Source organism: Paenirhizobium daejeonense (assembly GCF_014280875.1).
Taxonomy (GTDB): domain Bacteria; phylum Pseudomonadota; class Alphaproteobacteria; order Rhizobiales; family Rhizobiaceae; genus Allorhizobium; species Allorhizobium daejeonense.
The window spans coordinates 113073-130538 of sequence record NZ_JACLAL010000004.1; the positions used below are offsets into that span (position 1 = coordinate 113073).

Genomic DNA, 17466 nt, shown 5'->3' on the forward strand with positions numbered 1-17466 from the left:
TCCCTAGATGTCGAAGTTGATCATGTTGCGCATTACCATGATGCCGATCGACATCCACACACCCGAAGCCGCGAGGATCAGGTGACCGCGGGAATCGGTGAACAGGATCATGATGTATTGCGGCGAAGTGAGGTAGACCAGCAGCGCGACGATGAAGGGCAGGGCGCCGATGATGACTGCCGAGGCCTTGGCTTCCATCGAAAGCGCGTTGACCTTCGCCTTCATCTTCTTGCGGTCGCGCAGCACACGCGAGAGGTTGGACAGTGCTTCGGAGAGGTTGCCCCCGGCCTGGCTCTGGATCGCGATCACGATCGAGAAGAAATTGATTTCCTGCAGCGGCATGGTGATCATCATGCGCTGGCAGGCTTCCGGGACACTCAGGCCCACCTGCTGGGATTCGACGACCCGGCGAAATTCGGTCTTCACCGGTTCCTGGCCTTCCGAAGCGATCAGCCTCAGTGCATCGTTCAGTGGCAGGCCGGACTTGATCGAGCGGACCATGACATCGAGCGAGTTGGGGAACTCGTTCAGGAACTTCTTCTGCCGGCGCTTGATCAGAAAGTTGACGAGCCAGCGCGGAAGCCCGAGACCGGCGGCAAAGGTCACGCCGATAAGTGCGAGCGGCGGCAGTCCGGCAACGAAAGCGAACACGGCGATCACGACGCCGAAGATGGCGCTGAAGGTGTAGAACTGGCTCGGAGTGGCCGAAAGGCCAGCCTGATTCAGCCTTGATTTCAGGCTGGTGGATGCAGCCTTCTTCTGCCGTTCATGCTGCTTGCGCTCCAGTTCCTTCAAAGAATCCTGAACGGACTTGCGCCGCTTGGAGATTTCCTGGACGCGGTCGCGCGCTGCCTTGACCTTGGCGTGATCGGTCTCTGCCGCCTTGACGCGGTTGATGCGGCTTGCGGTCTTTTTCTCGGCCTCGATCTGCGAGTACAGCAGGCCGTAGGCAATGCCACCGGTCGCTATTGCCGCAAGCGCGATGATGGCCAGTACCAGGGGATCGAAGCCGAACATCGTCTCAGACCCCCTTACCCTTCTGTTCCATCGCGTCGAGCGCTGCCGCCAGACGACGCTCTTCGTTGTAGTAGCGTGCCCGGTCCCAGAAATGAGGTTTGCCGATCCCGGTCGACATGTGCCGCCCGATGATCTTGCCGTTGAGGTCTTCGCCTTCGATCTCGTAGCGCAGGAGATCCTGGGTGATGATGACGTCGCCTTCCATGCCGATCACCTCGGTGACATGGGTGATGCGGCGTGAGCCGTCGCGCAGGCGGGCCGCCTGTATGATGATGTCGATGGAGCCGGAAATGATTTCGCGCACGGTCTTTGCCGGAAGGGTGAAGCCGCCCATGGCGATCATCGATTCCATACGTGACAGGCATTCGCGCGGCGTATTGGCGTGGATCGTGCCCATCGAGCCGTCATGGCCGGTGTTCATCGCCTGCAGGAGGTCGAACACCTCCGGTCCGCGCACTTCGCCGACGATGATGCGTTCGGGACGCATGCGCAGGCAGTTCTTGACGAGGTCACGCATGGTGATCTCACCCTCGCCCTCGATGTTCGGCGGCCGGGTTTCCAGACGGACAACATGCGGTTGCTGCAACTGCAGTTCGGCGGTGTCTTCGCAGGTGATGATGCGTTCGTCGGCATCGATGAAGCCGGTGAGGCAGTTAAGCAGCGTGGTCTTGCCTGAGCCGGTACCGCCGGAAATGACGACGTTACAGCGAACGCGGCCAATGATCTGCAGGATCTCCGCGCCTTCCGGCGTGATCGCGCCGAACTTGACCAGTTGTCCGAGGTTGAGCTTGTCCTTCTTGAATTTACGGATCGTCAGCGCCGGCCCGTCGATGGCGAGCGGCGGTGCGATGACGTTGACACGAGAGCCGTCGGGCAGGCGGGCGTCACAGATCGGGCTGGATTCATCGACGCGGCGGCCGACCTGGCTGACGATGCGCTGGCAGATGGAAAGAAGCTGGGCATTGTCGCGGAACCGGATTTCCGATTCAATCGTCTTGCCGCTCACTTCGATGAAGGTCTGGCCGGCACCGTTGACCATGATGTCGGCGATGTCGTCACGCGCCAGCAACGGTTCCAGCGGGCCGTAGCCGAGCACGTCGTTGCAGATGTCGTCGAGCAGTTCTTCCTGCTCGGAAATCGACATCGCGAAGTTCTTGATGGTGATGATGTCGTTGACGATATCGCGGATTTCTTCGCGCGCGCTTTCTCCGTCGAGTTTGGCAAGCTGCGACAGGTCGATGGTGTCGATCAGCGCCGAAAACACCTGTGACTTGGTGTCATAGTAATCCTGCGTGCGGGCGGGCCGCTTGCGGCCGCCAGACGGCTGCGCCTGCAGTGGCGGCGGGGTCACCTGCTGGCGCGGTTCCTCGCGCGCGGGTTCCGGGGCTGCCATGGCGCTGCGTTGCGGAGGCGCTGCAACAGCGGGCGCGGATGCGGGCGGCGCGGTGCCGACCCCCGATCCGCTTCTTCCAAAACTGTCGCCTCCGCGCTTTCCAAACATCAGCCTTAACCTGTTTCCGTCCTGCTGTTATTTCTTGCCGAGCAGCCCGAGCATCTTGCCCAGTCCACCCTTCTTGGGTTTCTTGATCGTCGCCCTGCCGGTCACGAGATGGACAATCTGCGAAAATGTCTCCGACGTCGGCGATTTCGCATCGATCTCCGAAATCATCCGTCCGCTGTTGGCCGCGTTCCCGAACAGCGCCGCATCGAAGGGGATGATGGCGGCCGGTTCGATCTCCAGCGGTTCGAAGAAATCCTGCGGAGCGATTTCAGGGCGCTTTGGCATGCCGACCTGATTGAGAATGAGGTGCGGCGCCTTGTCGTTCGGCCTGATCTTCTTCAGCGCATCGAGCATGTTCTTGGCGTTGCGCAGATTGGCGAGGTCCGGGGCGCAGGTGATGATGATTTCATCGACTTCGCCGAGCACGGTTCGCGTCCAGTCCGACCAGGTATGCGGCAGGTCGAGCACGGTCGCTGGCGCGCTGCGCTGCAACAATTCGAGCACCGGCTGGAAGGCATCGCGGTCATAGTCATAGGCCCGGTCGAGCAGCGAGGGTGCTGCCAGTAGTGACAGATGCTGTGAACATGTCGTCAGCAGTCGGTCGAGGAAGACCTCGTCCAGTCGCTCCGGAGAAAACACCGCTTCCGCCATGCCCTGCGCCGGATCCTGATCGAAGTCGATATTCGCCGTTCCGAAGGGAAGGTCGAGGTCGGCCAGAATGGTTTCCGTCGAGAACAGGCTGGAAATTCCGAAGGCGCAATTGTGGGCGATGGTCGAGGAGCCGACCCCGCCCTTGGCGCCGATGAAGGCGATGCTACGGCCAAGCGGTTCGGCCTCGGGGTCGACGAAGATGGCCGCGATGGCGGTCATGATGTCGGCCATAGCGAGCGGAGCCACGATGTATTCTGAAATGCCGTTACGGATCAACTCGCGATAGAGCGTAATGTCGTTTTGGCGGCCGATGATGATGACCCGCGTGGCGGGATCGCAGACCTCGGCCAAAGGCGCAAGCTCGGCCATCAGATTCCCGGCGCCTGCCTCGGTTTCCAGAATGATGAGATTCGGTGTTGGGGTGGAGGCAAACATGCTCGCCGCGGCGGCGATGTTGCCGCTGGTGATCCTGAGGCTCGCCCGCGCCATCCGTCGGTCCTGGGCGCACTGCTCCATCACCCGCCGCACCGCATCGGAGATGCAGAAAGCGTGCACCGAAATGCGCGGCAGTGGGCGCAGGCTGTCGAGATTGCCGGTCGCGGCGGGCTCATCCGCCATGCGGCCTCCGTCGGCACCCGTGTCAATATCGTAATCGATCGCGCTCATGCTTTAATCCTGCCTTCGGACGTTGCTGTCCTGCTAGTTCGTCGAGGTATCAGCGCCTTCGCGATAGAGACCGATGACAGTCGAGCGTCGCGTCGCGTCGATCGGCGCGGTTGCGCGCGGTGTCACGAGGTCCATCGGATTGGCGATCTGGGCCGCGAGGTTTGCTTGCGTCGCGCAGCCAAAATTATGCCAGTTCTTGTTGGCATAGGTATTGTTCTGCAGGTCTTCCGGCCACTGGCCGCACTGGTCCGTGACGGCGGTGACAGCGACATAGCTCAGCCTGACCGGTGCCGCGTCACCTGTCGCCCCCGCCTGGTAGCTGGTCTCGATGATACGGGGGGCCGGAACGCCATTGCCCGCCAGCACAGAGCGGATCTCCTTGCGCATGTGGGTGGCGGCAACCGAATTCGGCGAACCCTGAGGCAGAAGGATCTGCAGGTTCCCCTTTGACTTCGATGCGTAATCGCCGGCAAAGCCCGCGATCGCATCCCGTGTTCCGGTGGTCAAAGCGCGGTCGCCGGATGCGATCGGGATATCGAGGGTGTGCTCGACCTCGGTCAGGGTAATCGGATGGCGGGTGCGGTAGTCATCGGGAATGGCGCCCGTCGACATCTGATCCTTGTTCATGCTGCCGCAGCTGGCAAGCAGCGTGGTTGCGCCGATCACCAGCAAGGTTGCGGCAATGCGCCCGTAGCGGATACTGTGTTCGGCCATGGCAGTCCGGCTTTCCGTTCTTTCGAGCTCGGTCGTTGGCGTCTTCATGTCGGCATCCCCGCTCATTTGTAGATAAATCCGACCGCGCCATGGTACTGGCCAGTGGCATCGGCCTGACGCCGGCCATAGACCTTGTTCACCTTGTTCAGGAAGAAGGTGGCGCCATCGTTTTCGGGATTGAAGTTGTCGTCGGGACGGGCCAGCTGATTGCGCGCCACAGGCCGAACGAGATAGGGCGTGGCGATGATGACCAGTTCGGTCTCGTTGCGCTGGAAGTCCTTGCTGCGAAACAGCGTGCCGAGAATCGGGATCTTCGAAAGGCCTGGGAGGCCTGACATCGCCTGGCGGATATTGTCTTGCACGAGGCCGGCGATCACGATCGAGCCGCCCGACGGAAGTTCGACGGTCGTCGAGGCTTCGCGCTTGCGTATCGACAGATAGGTCTGGCCTGGCATGCCGGATTGCGTGTTGCCGCTGACGTCCGAACCTTCCCAGGTCGGCTCGGAAACATTTGTCTCGATGGCAAGGCTGATACGGCCGGGAGCGAGAACCACCGGCCGGAAATTCAGCTCGATGCCATAGTTCACCGTTTCCGTGGTGCGGGACAGCGTCGTCTTGCCGGTCTCCGGATCGGTATCGACTTCCTGTTCACTGGGCAGTCGATATTCTCCGCCGACGTAGAATTTCGCCTGCTCTCCGGAGATCGCTGTCAGGCTCGGCTCGGCAAGCGTACGCATGACGCCGGCCTGCTCCATCGCGTTGATATAGGTGCTGAGACCGAAGCCCGAGCTTCCAAGCGTTGCCGTGATCTTGCTGACGCCGGTCGGATCGATCGCGTTTCCAAGATTGGCGGGATTGGAATAGCCGATCCCGCTGGTACCATCGGAGATGCTGCCGCTGAAGCCGAGTTGCTTCAGGACCGAACGGCTGACTTCAGCAACAGTGACCTTGAGCGAAACCTGGTCCTCGCCCTCGATCGTCAGGAGGTTGACGATCTGCGAAACCTGACGGTCTTCCGCGAAGATCGCGACAGCTGCATCCCCACTTTCGCTGGAGGCTGTTGCCGTCTGGTTGCGGGTGGTCGCTTCGCCGCCTTTCAGGAACGCGTTGGCGAGGCTTTGCGCGCGGGCGGCATCCTGCGGCGTCCGCACCGCACCGGTCAGGACGATGTTGTCCGAGACGATCTCGACCTTGATGTCCGATTCGGGAATGAAGCGGCGCAGATTGTTTTCGAGCCCTGCGATGTCGCGTTCGATTTCGACATCAAGGCTTACCACCTCTTCGCCGTTCTCGCCGAAGATGAAGATGTTCGTTTGACCCACCGCCTTGCCGAACAGATAGATGCGACGCGAGGTGCGCGTCACGGCATCCGCCATGGAGGGATCCGCGACGAGGATATCGTGCGCATCCTGCGGCAGGTCGACGACGAGCGCCTTGTTGAGGCCGAGTTTCAAGGTCCGCCGGGCGCCGGGACCGGACTGGTTGATACGAACCACGCTCTGGGCCGCCGCTTCCGCAAGCGGCACGTCGAAAATATGGGGGGCGAAGTTGCCGGGTATGCCGGAAAAGGCCATGGAGAACGCCAATCCCCCGGCCAGCGAAGTGCGGATTTTCCGTCTCAAGTTCAGCACCGTGGCATCCCCGATCATTGTGTCTGTTTTTCCGAGCCGGAGGACTTGACCACCGTGCCGGATTTGATGACCTGAATTGAAGGCGCGCCCGAACCGCCGCTCAGAAGGTAATCCGCAACTGAGGTATCTTCCTCCTGGGCATCGGCGACCGAGCGCAGCGCCAGCGACAGCCTGTCCGCCATCTGCTGCGCAACGGTGATCACCTTCGCCTGGTCGGGCGTGAGTTCCAGTGTTGCCGTGGTGCCGACAACGGATTTGCTTCCGTCATCCTTCTCCTCGACTTGCTGGTCGATCGCCAGCACGCGAATGTTGGAGAGCACGGTTTCGGTCAGGTAATTGTTTTCGTCGCCTTTGCGAACCATGATGACGTCGACACGGTCGTTGGGCAGGATGAAGCCGCCGGCGCCCGTCGCGACGGAGATTTCGGTGGCCACCGCGCGCTTGCCGGAGGGCAGCAGCGAGGACATGATGCGTGTCGAGGAATCGACGATCTTTTCGCGTCGCAGAGGTTCTCCCTCGAACATCGGGAGGCGTACGACCGCTCCCGCAAGCTCCGTCATGGCGTCGGGGCGGTCCGTTCGGGTGATGAAGCCGGGAACTATGCTGCCTTCCGGCCAGGCCATCCAGCGGATGGACTTGTCATTCAGACGGGCGCCGACCGGGAGATTTTCCGAGGATACGAGTACATCGACGGTCGGCTCCTTTTTGACCTCGCCGCTCACCTGTTGCATCACGACCTGTTTTGTGCCGCCGAGCCGCATGGCAAGGAGGCCTGCCATGCCGGCCGCCACGACGGCGACTGCGAGGATAATGATGCGCGCGGGTTTCATGATCTTTCCTTGAGCGGCACAAAGCACTGTGCCTCGCAGAATGATCAGCAATTGGTGTAATTATGGTTAACGAGACACTTACGCTCTTGGTTAACGATAGCTTTCTGTGGTCGGGCGCGGGTGTTTAGCGGATCTGCTCTAGTGCGGCCAACACGAGCGGTGATTGGGGAAAGGCAGCGAGCCCACCGACGCAGATCGCGATCGCATAGGGGATCTTCTTGGCCGTCAGGATCGAGTGCGGCACCGGCAGGTTGAGCGCCATCACGGTATTGGAATTCGAACGCACCAAGAGGATCAGCAGGGTCAGGAGCCCGCCGCCATACGCAACATAGATCAGGAAATGCAAGAGGGAGGTCGTGAAACCGTACCACACCGCCGCTGCGGTCAGAAGCTTTGCATCGCCGCCGCCCATGACGTTGATGGCGAAGAGGCCAAAGACAACAGAGAACACCGTGACGCCCGCTAAGATGTGCCAGCCGAATTCGGGGAGGCTCAGACCGGAGAAAGGTGCGATCAATATGAAGGATGTAAGAAGGATCGCCGGAATGCGGTTCGGGACCGTCATCTCAAACAGGTCTGTGAAGGCCGCGACAACGAGGCAAAGCGGGAAAATCACGAAAACCGCAGCTTCATACATATCTTCTTTCCTCTAGACAGAGTTGTTAGAACATCTCGACAAATGCTTACGAAATCGCGAAGAAGATACTTGCCGAATACCGCTTGACCCGGAACAGGAAAAGCCGCTCCTAGAGAGCGGCTTTTCCGAGTGATTGGGCCGTAACCCCGTAAACACTAACGATCAGGGGGTACCGTTCGGGTTCGCCACAGTCGCGCCGAGGCTATCAAACCGGTTGTTCAGGGCGTTGCCGAGGGTCGTTGCGCCGGTGATCAGGGCAACAGAGATGAGGGCTGCGATCAGGCCGTATTCGATAGCGGTGGCGCCGGACTCATCCTTCAGGAAACGTGCGAAAATCTTGGTCATTCTACTCTCCTACTCCACAATGGTTGTTCAGCACTGCCGGCAACTGTTTGCCGTTGCTCGGATGACTGGAACCTACACATCAGCCCATTGCCATCGGCTTAAGAAAGACGGTTACCAACTCCTGAAAGGCCAAATGACGGGGATTTGGTAAACGGTTGGAAGCGACGGAATTCCGCATTTTATCGATCGAGGCGCACGCGCCGGAAAATCGATGATAAAACAGCCATTTGCATCGCTTTCATGTAGGGCATTCACGGCTGTATGGCGCGGCTGCGGCCGTCACCGTCTTGTTCTTCACAGGACAAGTTGGGGATGTGTGACCAATTTTGGTACGAGCTTGGGTCGATGCCCGGCCGCCGATACGGTTTTCGAGAAGGGCAGGAGAGCGGCGAGATTGCGTTCAAGCGTGTGCTGTGCGCATCCGGGACCGTTGCCGGCTCGCTCAGCTGGTGCGGTTCACACAGAAATGCCCCGGCTTAACCGTCCGTTCACCAATCCGCTCCATCCTGCGTCAGGATCCACGTATTGAAAGCTTCGGAAGGCTGGCACGCATGTTGTCTTGCAGCGGTCTCAAACTTCTTGCTGTCGCCGGTGTGCTCGCATTGAGCGCGGCGCTGCCGTTTTCCGCTTCGGCTGAAGACGATAGCGGCTATCTGCGCGTCTATATGAACAATGCGCGCGTGCTCAAACTCGACCGTCCCGTCAGCAAGGTGATCGTTGGCAATTCCGATGTTGCCGACGCAACCGTCGCCGACGCAAAGACCATCGTACTGACTGGACGTGCCTTCGGCTCGACAAATCTTGTCCTTCTCGATGCCGCCGGCAACGCAATCGTTGACGAACGTATTCTGGTATCGATCGACGAGGGCAATACGGTGCGCGTATTCAAGGCCACCAGCCGCACCGTGCTGTCCTGCACACCGAATTGCGAGGAGCATGCCGCAACCGGTGTCAGTTCGAAATAATCGGACGAAGTGAGACTCTTTGTCGCCCCAGATCGGGAAAAACGTAAAGAAACCGGAAACGGAATCTCAATACTTCGCCTCTAGTGTGCCGTCAAAACCGCATTTCGGTCACAGGCGATGAATCCACTTACTCATCCGGACGAAGCAAAAAGCCGCGGGAAGCGGTTCCGCCTTTCTTTATGGCGCAGGCTGGCACGTTCCCGCGATGGCGCCGCCGCGATCGAATTTGCGATCCTCGCCATTCCCTACTTTCTCATCATTTTCGCGACGCTGGAGACGTTTGTCGCCTATACGGCCGAACAGATCGTGGCGAACGCCGTCAACGTCATGGCGAGGGAAGTGCGCACGGGGAACATCACCTACAAGCTTGGGCGTTCGACGGACATGACGAAGGAACAGTTCCGAGTCGCGTTCTGCGACCAGATTTCGGTGGTTATCGCCTGTTCCGCCACCGAGGCTGCCAACCCGCAGAAGCTTTACCTGGATCTTGAGACGCTGCCGACTTTCGCAGCTGTCGCCGACAAGGTTGGGGTTCCACGAACCAATGGTGGATTTTCGGACCTCAATACGTCAGCCTTTCATTTTGCTCCCGGTGGCCCTGATACGATCAACCTGCTGCGTGCTTACTACCGATGGGACGTGACCATGGATCTGCTTCGGTCTATCAGCAATCTCCGCCCGGATAGCCAGACCAATCAGGTTCTGCTTATTGCCACCACGGCGTTTCGCAACGAGAAGTACCCGTGAAGCACTCCGGTCCAGAATTGAACGGTAAAGATATCCTCGTCGGAAAAGAGGGCGTCCTCACGCGTACCTGCGCGTTGTTGCGGCGTTTTCTGTCCGACCGACAGGGCATTGGCGGGGTCGAATTCGCGCTTCTGGCGCCGATGCTGATCGTCATCTACCTCTGCGCCTTCGAGTTGATGATGGGTTTCAGCGTAGCGAAAAAGGCCACGGCGGCGTCGAGCACGATTGCGGATCTCGTGAGCCGTGCGGAGAAATCGGTATCCAAGAACGATCTTGCAGGCATGGTGGATGTCGCAGATGCCATCTTCGTTCCCTATTCCGTCAACAATCTCTCCCTGAAGATCACCGGGGTGAAGGTCGACGCCAACAAGCAGGCCACCGTGGCCTGGTCCTGGTCGAACACGGGCGCGGCACCCTATGTCGTGGGCGCCACCGTCAAGGTTCCCGACGATATGCTGATCGCGAGCACTTTCCTCGTCCATTCGGAACTCAGCGTTGGGCATGAGCTCTTGCTCTATCTGCCCGCCCTCTCGGGCCAGAACATCAAGAACATCACCATCCCTCGCGAATTTTTCTTTCGCCAGCGCGTCGGCAACAACATAACCTGCAACGATTGCTGATATCATTTCCGCCTGCCCGATTGCGGCTTAAGAGCGAACACGGCGCGGGATTTCCCGCCCGTTTGCCAAGTCTTCAACATGGCGCTAAACATCGGCACGAATAGACGCGGGAATGAAATGGCCATGACGGCCAGCGGACTTGCGCTTCAGGTGGACCATGGCACGTGCGTTTCTTTTTGTTCTCGATTCCTTCGGCATCGGCGGTGCACCGGATGCCCATCGTTATGGCGACGAGGGATCCGATACGCTCGGCCACATCGCCGAATTTTGCGCCGCCGGTATCGGCGATCGCAAGGGCCTGCGCTCCGGGCCACTCTCTCTGCCCAACATGTCCGCGCTTGGTCTGGTCGAGATCGTGCGGCTGGCTTCCGGGCATGTGCCGGCGGGCATGCCGGTTCCCGAACGTGTTTTCGGGCTCTATGGTGCCGCGAGCGAAGTATCGCACGGCAAGGATACACCATCGGGACATTGGGAAATCGCCGGGACGCCGGTCATGTTCGACTGGGGTTATTTCCCGGCCGAAGGTGATGCCTTTTCTCCCGAGCTGGTCGAAGCGATTTGTCGTGAGGCTGATCTGCCGGGCATTCTCGGCAATTGCCATGCCTCCGGCACGGAGATCATTGCAAGGCTCGGCGAGGAACATATCCGCACCGGCAAGCCGATCTGCTACACCTCCTCGGATTCCGTTTTCCAGATTGCCGCCCACGAAACCCATTTCGGTCTGGAGCATCTGCTCTCGCTTTGCCAGATCGTCCGCAAGCTCGTCGATCCCCTGAATATCGGCCGTGTCATCGCGCGGCCTTTCGTCGGGGAAACGCCGTCCGACTTCCAGCGCACCGGAAACCGCCGCGACTATTCGGTCCTGCCGCCGGAGCCGACGCTGCTCGACCGGCTGGTCGAAGCGGGGCGGCATGTTCACGCTGTCGGCAAGATCGGTGACATTTTCGCCCATCAGGGTGTCTCGCGCGTCATCAAGGCCAATGGCAACATGGCGTTGATGGATGTGACGCTGCAGGCGATGGACGAGGCGGAGGACGGCGATCTCGTCTTCACCAACTTCGTCGATTTCGACATGCTTTATGGCCATCGCCGCGATGTGCCGGGCTATGCCGCTGCTCTCGAAGCCTTCGATTTGCGCCTTCCCGAAGTTCATCGCAAGCTTCGCCCCGGCGACATGGTGCTTCTGACGGCGGATCACGGTTGCGACCCGACCTGGCGCGGCACCGATCACACCCGCGAGCGCGTGCCGATCATGGCGTTCGGTCCCGGCATCAAGTCGCGCGCGCTTGGCATCCGCAATACCTATGCCGATATCGGCGAAACGATCGCGGCCCATCTTGGCATCCCCGCCGGGCCGCATGGACGGAGTTTTCTTTGACATCTCATCTCAGGAAGGCCGAACTGCACTGCCACGTTGAAGGTGCAGCCCCGCCGGCGTTGACGCTTGCCCAGGCCGAGAAATACGGCATCGATTCCACCAGATTCGTTCGCGACGGTGCCTATCTCTGGCAGGACTTTACCAGTTTCATCGATTGCTATGATTTCGTCGCCTCCGTCTTCCGAACCGCGGAGGACTATGCGGCCCTTGCCGAGGCCTATCTCACCGAACTGGCCGCCGCCAACACGATCTATAGCGAGCTGTTCATTTCGCCCGATCACGGCGAGGCCGTCGGCCTCTCCCCCGATGACTATGTCGGCGGTCTTGCGGCGGGCATCATGGCCGCGCGGGAAAAGACCGGCATAGAATGCCGCATGATCATCATCGGTGAACGCCATCTCGGGCCGGAAAGCGTACTGCGCCGCGCCGAATGGGCGGCGAAGTTCGAGCATCCCCTGGTCACCGGCTTCAACATGGCTGGCGAAGAGCGCATGCACCGGGTGGCCGATTATGCGCGTGCCTTCGATATCGTGCGCGAGGCAGGCCTCGGCATCACCATTCACGCCGGCGAGCTGTGCGGCGCTTTCTCCGTCGCTGATGCGCTCGACCTCGTGCGACCGAGGCGGATCGGCCATGGCGTGCGTGCGATCGAGGACCCCGATCTGGTCAAGCGGCTGGCCGATCTCGGAACCGTGCTGGAGGTCTGCCCCGGTTCCAACATCTCGCTGAAGGTCTTCCCGGACTACGAAAGCCATCCGCTGCGCCGCTTCGTCGAAGCCGGTGTGCGGGTAACGTTGAACTCCGACGACCCGCCCTTCTTCCATACGTCGCTTGCGCGGGAATACGAGACGGCGTCGAAGGTGTTCGGCTTCTCGGATGCCGAGATCGACACCATGACGCGCACCGCGATAGAGGCGGCCTTCGTCGACGAGGTGACGCGAAAGTCGCTGCTGGCGAAGTTACAGGCCGTCGATTGGGGATGATCACACAAATTTGCGCCCTGCTCTTGCGGGCCGGCGCGCGAATGTGGAAGAACAATTTCACCCACAAAGAATAGAAGAAGGTTATCCCCATGCACGGCGTCACAGTCATCGGTCATCCGCTCGTACAGCACAAGCTCACGATCATGCGCCGCAAGGAGACCTCGACGTCGAGCTTCCGCCGGCTGCTCCGGGAAATCTCGACGCTTCTCTGCTACGAGGTCACTCGCGATCTCGAGCTCACCATGGAGACGATCGAAACGCCGATGACGGAGATGCAGTCGCCAGTGCTGGAAGGCAAGAAGTTGGTCTTCGCGTCCATCCTGCGCGCCGGAAACGGCCTTCTCGAAGGCATGCTGGAACTGGTGCCGGCCGCCCGCGTCTCCCATATCGGCGTCTACCGTGACCACGATACGCTGCAGCCGGTCGAATATTACTTCAAGGCGCCAGATGCGCTGGACGAACGTCTCATCATCGTCGTCGACCCGATGCTCGCCACCGGCAACTCCTCGATTGCCGCCATCGACAAGCTGAAGGAGCGCGGCGCGAAGAATATCCGCTTCGTCTGCCTTCTCGCAGCTCCGGAAGGCATCAAGCACTTCTGCGAAGCCCATCCGGATGTCCCGGTCTTCACGGCTGCCATCGACAGCCACCTGAACGAGCACGGCTATATCGTGCCCGGTCTCGGCGATGCCGGCGACCGCATGTACGGCACGAAATGAAATCTTAACCACCGGAACAGGAAAGCGGCCCGCAAACAGCCTTTGCGGGCCGCTTTGCGTTTGCGGTTAGCAGCTCTTCAGCTTCCGCGTGCTAGTGAGGCTACTCTTCGTCCTGTCGGGGATTACCCATGCTGGTGCGCACGCTTGTCTTTGTTTCCGTGGCTGCCGTTCTTGCAACGCAAGTGCCGCGCTTTCTTGAGAAGGATGCTGAAACGGTGCCGGCAACGGTGTCTGCTGCCGATGTTGCTGCTGCGACCCCGGCCAGCCTTCCGAGCGGCGTCGCCCTGCTGAAGGCCGACGGACGCGGTCACTACATCGGCAGTTTCAAGATGAACGGCAAGCCGGTTGACGGCCTCGTCGACACAGGCGCTTCGCTTGTTGCGATCAATGAAACCACGGCTCGGCGGCTCGGTATCAGCATTGCCGGACTCGATTTCAAATATCCGATTTCCACCGCCAATGGTCGCACGGATGCGGCACTCATCACCCTTCAGCGTGTCGAGATCGGGACTGTCAGGGTGGAGAAGGTCGAGGCCTTCGTGCTGCGCGACAAGGCGCTTTCCAACACGCTGATCGGCATGAGCTTCCTGAAGCGCCTTGACGCCTATGCCGCCGAAGGCGATACCATGCGGCTTACCCGCTAGAGCAATTCCAGCAAAAGTGCGCAGCGGGTAAGCGTCCGGAATTGCGGGAAAGCAATGAGATAGAGCATTGGAGGCGATGCTGCTATCACCGGAAATGCTCTCTCTCACACTCGCAGAACGAAATCAGGCGATCCGTTTGCCCACGGCCGGTTCGATGACCGGTGCCACCGCGCCGACCGTGTAGCTTGCCGCCACCATTTCAGCAGCCTGGCGTCCTTTGTCATCGTCATTGGCATGTACAACGGCGATGACGTCACCCTTCGAGACAGCCGTTCCGAGCGGCAGGAAGCCGGTGAGGCCTACCTTGTGGTCGATCGCATCGCTCGGACGCTGCCGTCCGCCACCGAGCGCCACGACACAGAGACCGAGGCCGCGTGTGTCGCAGGCCGAAAGCCAGCCGTCTGAGGTCGCGAGAACCGGGATCTGCACCGGAGCCTTGGGCAGGTGCTTTTCCGCATGCGCCATGAAGTCTGAGGGACCGCCCAGCGCATGAACCATCCGCCCGAAATAGTCCGCCGCTTTTCCGGACGAAAGCGCGTCGCGGCAACGGGTGAGGGCGGTGTCGATGTCCGCCGCAATGCCCGCATTGACCAGCATCTCGGCGGAAAGCGCCAGCGTCACCTCTTCCAACCGCGTGCCGCCCTTCTCGCCCTTGAGGAAATCGACGGCATTCTGCACCTCGACGGCATTGCCGGCGCAGTCGGCCAGCGGCTGGTTCATGTCCGTGAGCAGCGCCGTGGTCTTGACGCCCGCCCCGTTCGCCACCGTCACCAGCGACCGCGCCAGTGCTTCGGCGTCCTCTGGGTTGCTCATGAAGGCGCCGTTGCCGGTCTTGACGTCGAGCACCAGACTTTCGAGACCGGCTGCGAGCTTCTTGGAAAGGATCGAGGCGGTAATCAGCGGGATGGATTCCACTGTCGCGGTCACGTCGCGGATCGCATAGAGCCGCTTGTCGGCGGGGGCGAGATCGCCCGTCTGGCCGATGATCGCGCATCCCGCTGTGTCCACCGTTCGGCGGAACGTCTCCGGCGAAGGCATGACGTCATAGCCCGGAATGGATTGCAGCTTGTCCAGCGTGCCGCCCGTGTGACCAAGCCCCCGGCCGGAGATCATCGGCACCGCCAGCCCGCAGGCGGCAACGATGGGGGCCAGCATCAGCGATACGTTGTCGCCCACGCCGCCGGTCGAATGCTTGTCGGCAATTGGCTTGCCCACGCCCTGCCAGGAAAGAACCTCGCCGGAATCGCGCATGGCAAGCGTCAGCGCCACGATCTCTTCCGGCGTCATGCCGCGGAAGAAGACGGCCATGGCGAAGGCTGCGACCTGACCTTCGGAGATCGTCTCCTTGCTCAGTCCTTCGATGAAGCCGGCGATTTCCTCAGGCGTCAGTGTGCCGCCGTCGCGTTTCTTACGGATGATTTCCTGTGGCAGCATGTCTGATGTTCCGGGCTTCAGTAATCGGAAGCGCCGGCGCTCGCGCGCACGCCGCCAAGAACGGAGAGAATGTCATCGAGCAAACCCGAGGCCCCGAAGCGGAAGGTCGACGGCATCACCCAGTCCTCGCCCATGATGGTATCGGCGAGCCGCAGATAAAGGGCAGCATCCGCGACGGTCGAGATGCCGCCGGCCGGCTTGAAGCCCACCTTCTTGCGGCTGTCGCGGATCGCCTGCAGCATGGTGTCGGCTGCCTCAAGCGTCGCATTGACGGCAACCTTGCCGGTGGAGGTCTTGATGAAATCCGCACCGGCTTCGATTGCGAGTTCTGAGGCGCGGCGAACCAGCGCCATGTCCTTGATTTCGCCTGTCTCGAGGATGGTCTTCAGCGTGATGGTCGGGCCGCAGGCAGCCTTGACGCTGGCCACCAGATCGCTGACGGCCTGTTCGTCGCCGGAAATAAATACGCGGTAGGGAATGACCACGTCGATTTCGTCGGCCCCGTCGGCAATCGCGTCGCGGGTTTCGGCAACCACGTCTTCGGTCTTCATCTCACCGGAAGGAAAGTTGACGACGGTTGCGATCCGAACGGGGGTGTCACCGTTCAGCAACGCGCGGGCTTGCGGCACGAAACGTGGCCAGATGCAGATCGCGGCCGTATGGCCGTAAGGGGTCACCGCCCGTTCGCACAGCGCCTCGATGGCGGCTGGCGTGCAATCGTCCTTGAGGTTGGTCAGGTCAAGCAGCGACAAGGCCCGGGCGGCAGTCGCCCGCAGTTCATGGGTGTCCATTGGTTGTCCCTCCGCCGGCAATCATCCTCTTCAGGATGGCGGCAAGTCGTTTTCCGCCGATCGGAGCCATGTCCTTGGTCTCTTCGTGACTGAGTTCACCACCCGTCATGCCGGCTCCGTAATTGGTAATAACCGATGCCGCGGCGACGCGCAGCCCAAAAAAGCGTGCGAGGATCACTTCCGGCACGGTGGACATGCCGACGGCATCGGCGCCGAGAATGCGGGCCATGCGGATTTCTGCCGGCGTTTCGAAGCTCGGGCCGGAGAACCACATATAGACACCGGAGGAAAGCGGAATGCCTTCTTCTTCCGCCGCGCGACGCATCCCGGCCGAGAGTTCCGCGTCATAGGCCGACGTCATGCCGACGAAGCGCTTGTCGCTGTCCTGGCCGATCAGCGGGTTGTGACCGGAAAAATTGATGTGATCCGAAATCAGCATCACCGAGCCGGGCGGCATGTCCTCGCGCAGGGATCCGGCTGAATTGGTGAGGATCAGCGACTGTACGCCAAGCCCCATCAGCACCTGGATCGGCAGTCGCATGGCGTTGGGGTCGCCGTGCTCGTAATAGTGGATGCGGCCGGCCAGCATGATGACAGGCACATTGCCGAGCAGGCCCGCCACCACGGCCCCGGCATGACCGGATACGCCACTCACCGGAAAACCCGGAAGTTCGGTATAGGGAATGCGGACAGGGTTGCGGATTTCATCGACGAGGGAGCCGAGACCGGAGCCGAGCACGATACCGAAGCGCGGCACCAGACCGTTCAGCCTGTCCACCAGAAGGTCGATGACGTCCTTCATCCGAGGATGTCCGTCTTGAAGCTGAAGGGTAGAAGTTCCGCAATGGTCACGGTCTTCTGCACACCCACTTCGTCGCACAGATAGATCTTCGTGCCGGCATCGGCGAATTCGGAAATCTTCTGCCGGCACCCGCCGCAAGGCGGGCAGAGCGCCAGCTTTTCCGCGATGACGGCCATTTCGACGATCTTTCTACCGCCGCCCATGATCATGCAGCCGATCGCCGTAGGTTCGGCGCACCAGCCCTGTGGGAAGGAGAGGTTCTCGATGTTGGCGCCGGTATAGACCTTGCCGTCATCGGCGCGGATGGCTGCACCGACGGGGAACTTGGAGTAGGGCGCATGGGCGAATTTCATCGCATCGCGTGCGGCTTCGAAGAGGTCGTGCGACATGG

Annotated in this window: 19 protein-coding genes; 7 read left to right on the plus strand and 12 right to left on the minus strand. The window is 60.8% G+C overall.

The window, feature by feature from the left end:
- Nucleotides 1–3: 3 nt before the first annotated feature.
- The 8 genes from H4I99_RS10330 to H4I99_RS10365 form a co-directional block, all read right to left on the minus strand.
- Nucleotides 4–1017, minus strand: coding sequence for a type II secretion system F family protein (locus H4I99_RS10330; protein WP_163902750.1), 1014 nt, complete (start codon nucleotides 1015–1017; stop codon nucleotides 4–6).
- 4 nt (nucleotides 1018–1021) lie between these two features.
- Nucleotides 1022–2518: a TadA family conjugal transfer-associated ATPase gene (locus H4I99_RS10335; RefSeq protein ID WP_163902751.1), complete on the minus strand. Its 1497-nt coding sequence runs from the start codon at nucleotides 2516–2518 to the stop codon at nucleotides 1022–1024.
- Between the two features lie 27 nt (nucleotides 2519–2545).
- Nucleotides 2546–3835, minus strand: a complete 1290-nt coding sequence (locus tag H4I99_RS10340) for a CpaE/TadZ family protein (RefSeq protein ID WP_163902753.1) — start codon at nucleotides 3833–3835, stop codon at nucleotides 2546–2548.
- A gap of 33 nt (nucleotides 3836–3868) precedes the next feature.
- The gene (locus H4I99_RS10345) at nucleotides 3869–4597 is read right to left on the minus strand and encodes a CpaD family pilus assembly protein (protein WP_244625022.1); all 729 of its coding nucleotides are present in this window, start codon (nucleotides 4595–4597) and stop codon (nucleotides 3869–3871) included.
- Nucleotides 4598–4611: 14 nt separating this feature from the next.
- Nucleotides 4612–6198 (minus strand): type II and III secretion system protein family protein, encoded by a 1587-nt coding sequence (locus H4I99_RS10350; RefSeq protein WP_163902755.1) that lies wholly within the window; start codon nucleotides 6196–6198, stop codon nucleotides 4612–4614.
- Nucleotides 6195–7010 carry a Flp pilus assembly protein CpaB gene (cpaB, locus tag H4I99_RS10355; protein WP_163902756.1) on the minus strand — a complete coding sequence of 272 codons (816 nt, stop codon included), beginning with the start codon at nucleotides 7008–7010 and terminating at the stop codon, nucleotides 6195–6197. The genes H4I99_RS10350 and cpaB overlap by 4 nt, the downstream gene beginning before the upstream one ends.
- A gap of 124 nt (nucleotides 7011–7134) precedes the next feature.
- Nucleotides 7135–7647 carry an A24 family peptidase gene (locus tag H4I99_RS10360; protein ID WP_163902758.1) on the minus strand — a complete coding sequence of 171 codons (513 nt, stop codon included), beginning with the start codon at nucleotides 7645–7647 and terminating at the stop codon, nucleotides 7135–7137.
- Nucleotides 7648–7809: 162 nt separating this feature from the next.
- Nucleotides 7810–7992 (minus strand): Flp family type IVb pilin, encoded by a 183-nt coding sequence (locus H4I99_RS10365; protein ID WP_163902760.1) that lies wholly within the window; start codon nucleotides 7990–7992, stop codon nucleotides 7810–7812.
- 554 nt (nucleotides 7993–8546) lie between these two features.
- On the opposite strand from H4I99_RS10365, the gene H4I99_RS10370 reads away from it, so the two are divergent.
- The 7 genes from H4I99_RS10370 (at nucleotide 8547) to H4I99_RS10400 (ending at nucleotide 14048) form a co-directional block, all read left to right on the plus strand.
- On the plus strand, nucleotides 8547–8957 hold the full coding sequence (locus H4I99_RS10370; protein ID WP_163906009.1) for a pilus assembly protein N-terminal domain-containing protein: 411 nt from the start codon (nucleotides 8547–8549) through the stop codon (nucleotides 8955–8957).
- A gap of 117 nt (nucleotides 8958–9074) precedes the next feature.
- Nucleotides 9075–9704, plus strand: coding sequence for a TadE/TadG family type IV pilus assembly protein (locus tag H4I99_RS10375; RefSeq protein ID WP_163902762.1), 630 nt, complete (start codon nucleotides 9075–9077; stop codon nucleotides 9702–9704).
- On the plus strand, nucleotides 9701–10324 hold the full coding sequence (locus H4I99_RS10380; RefSeq protein WP_342345161.1) for a TadE/TadG family type IV pilus assembly protein: 624 nt from the start codon (nucleotides 9701–9703) through the stop codon (nucleotides 10322–10324). The genes H4I99_RS10375 and H4I99_RS10380 overlap by 4 nt, the downstream gene beginning before the upstream one ends.
- A 157-nt stretch (nucleotides 10325–10481) precedes the next feature.
- The gene (locus H4I99_RS10385) at nucleotides 10482–11702 is read left to right on the plus strand and encodes a phosphopentomutase (protein WP_163902764.1); all 1221 of its coding nucleotides are present in this window, start codon (nucleotides 10482–10484) and stop codon (nucleotides 11700–11702) included.
- Nucleotides 11699–12685 (plus strand): adenosine deaminase, encoded by a 987-nt coding sequence (locus tag H4I99_RS10390; RefSeq protein WP_163902766.1) that lies wholly within the window; start codon nucleotides 11699–11701, stop codon nucleotides 12683–12685. The genes H4I99_RS10385 and H4I99_RS10390 overlap by 4 nt, the downstream gene beginning before the upstream one ends.
- Before the next feature lie 89 nt (nucleotides 12686–12774).
- Nucleotides 12775–13404 carry a uracil phosphoribosyltransferase gene (gene upp / locus H4I99_RS10395; RefSeq protein WP_163902768.1) on the plus strand — a complete coding sequence of 210 codons (630 nt, stop codon included), beginning with the start codon at nucleotides 12775–12777 and terminating at the stop codon, nucleotides 13402–13404.
- Between the two features lie 128 nt (nucleotides 13405–13532).
- Nucleotides 13533–14048, plus strand: coding sequence for a TIGR02281 family clan AA aspartic protease (locus tag H4I99_RS10400; RefSeq protein WP_163902770.1), 516 nt, complete (start codon nucleotides 13533–13535; stop codon nucleotides 14046–14048).
- A 123-nt stretch (nucleotides 14049–14171) separates the two neighbouring features.
- On the opposite strand, the gene deoA is transcribed toward H4I99_RS10400, so the two are convergent.
- Genes deoA through H4I99_RS10420 form a run of 4 tightly spaced genes read right to left on the minus strand, consistent with a single transcriptional unit; the run spans nucleotide 14172 to nucleotide 17464 of the window.
- Nucleotides 14172–15482, minus strand: coding sequence for a thymidine phosphorylase (gene deoA / locus H4I99_RS10405; RefSeq protein WP_163902772.1), 1311 nt, complete (start codon nucleotides 15480–15482; stop codon nucleotides 14172–14174).
- A 17-nt stretch (nucleotides 15483–15499) separates the two neighbouring features.
- The gene (gene deoC, locus H4I99_RS10410) at nucleotides 15500–16273 is read right to left on the minus strand and encodes a deoxyribose-phosphate aldolase (RefSeq protein ID WP_163902774.1); all 774 of its coding nucleotides are present in this window, start codon (nucleotides 16271–16273) and stop codon (nucleotides 15500–15502) included.
- Nucleotides 16260–17075 (minus strand): purine-nucleoside phosphorylase, encoded by an 816-nt coding sequence (locus H4I99_RS10415; protein WP_163902776.1) that lies wholly within the window; start codon nucleotides 17073–17075, stop codon nucleotides 16260–16262. The genes deoC and H4I99_RS10415 overlap by 14 nt, the downstream gene beginning before the upstream one ends.
- Nucleotides 17072–17464, minus strand: a complete 393-nt coding sequence (locus H4I99_RS10420; protein WP_163902778.1) for a cytidine deaminase — start codon at nucleotides 17462–17464, stop codon at nucleotides 17072–17074. The genes H4I99_RS10415 and H4I99_RS10420 overlap by 4 nt, the downstream gene beginning before the upstream one ends.
- Nucleotides 17465–17466: the final 2 nt, after the last annotated feature.

Excerpts from the sequence above, each read along its gene's own strand:
- H4I99_RS10340 (WP_163902753.1), bottom strand. The coding sequence starts at position 3,835 with ATGAGCGCGATCGATTACGATATTGACACGGGTGCCGACGGAGGCCGC.
- H4I99_RS10360 (WP_163902758.1), bottom strand. The coding sequence starts at position 7,647 with ATGTATGAAGCTGCGGTTTTCGTGATTTTCCCGCTTTGCCTCGTTGTC.
- H4I99_RS10335 (WP_163902751.1), bottom strand. The coding sequence starts at position 2,518 with ATGTTTGGAAAGCGCGGAGGCGACAGTTTTGGAAGAAGCGGATCGGGG.
- cpaB (WP_163902756.1), bottom strand. The coding sequence starts at position 7,010 with ATGAAACCCGCGCGCATCATTATCCTCGCAGTCGCCGTCGTGGCGGCC.
- H4I99_RS10385 (WP_163902764.1), top strand. The coding sequence starts at position 10,482 with ATGGCACGTGCGTTTCTTTTTGTTCTCGATTCCTTCGGCATCGGCGGT.
- H4I99_RS10330 (WP_163902750.1), bottom strand. The coding sequence starts at position 1,017 with ATGTTCGGCTTCGATCCCCTGGTACTGGCCATCATCGCGCTTGCGGCA.
- deoC (WP_163902774.1), bottom strand. The coding sequence starts at position 16,273 with ATGGACACCCATGAACTGCGGGCGACTGCCGCCCGGGCCTTGTCGCTG.
- H4I99_RS10420 (WP_163902778.1), bottom strand. The coding sequence starts at position 17,464 with ATGTCGCACGACCTCTTCGAAGCCGCACGCGATGCGATGAAATTCGCC.
- H4I99_RS10415 (WP_163902776.1), bottom strand. The coding sequence starts at position 17,075 with ATGAAGGACGTCATCGACCTTCTGGTGGACAGGCTGAACGGTCTGGTG.
- H4I99_RS10350 (WP_163902755.1), bottom strand. The coding sequence starts at position 6,198 with ATGATCGGGGATGCCACGGTGCTGAACTTGAGACGGAAAATCCGCACT.
- H4I99_RS10375 (WP_163902762.1), top strand. The coding sequence starts at position 9,075 with ATGAATCCACTTACTCATCCGGACGAAGCAAAAAGCCGCGGGAAGCGG.
- H4I99_RS10345 (WP_244625022.1), bottom strand. The coding sequence starts at position 4,597 with ATGAAGACGCCAACGACCGAGCTCGAAAGAACGGAAAGCCGGACTGCC.
- deoA (WP_163902772.1), bottom strand. The coding sequence starts at position 15,482 with ATGCTGCCACAGGAAATCATCCGTAAGAAACGCGACGGCGGCACACTG.
- upp (WP_163902768.1), top strand. The coding sequence starts at position 12,775 with ATGCACGGCGTCACAGTCATCGGTCATCCGCTCGTACAGCACAAGCTC.
- H4I99_RS10365 (WP_163902760.1), bottom strand. The coding sequence starts at position 7,992 with ATGACCAAGATTTTCGCACGTTTCCTGAAGGATGAGTCCGGCGCCACC.
- H4I99_RS10400 (WP_163902770.1), top strand. The coding sequence starts at position 13,533 with ATGCTGGTGCGCACGCTTGTCTTTGTTTCCGTGGCTGCCGTTCTTGCA.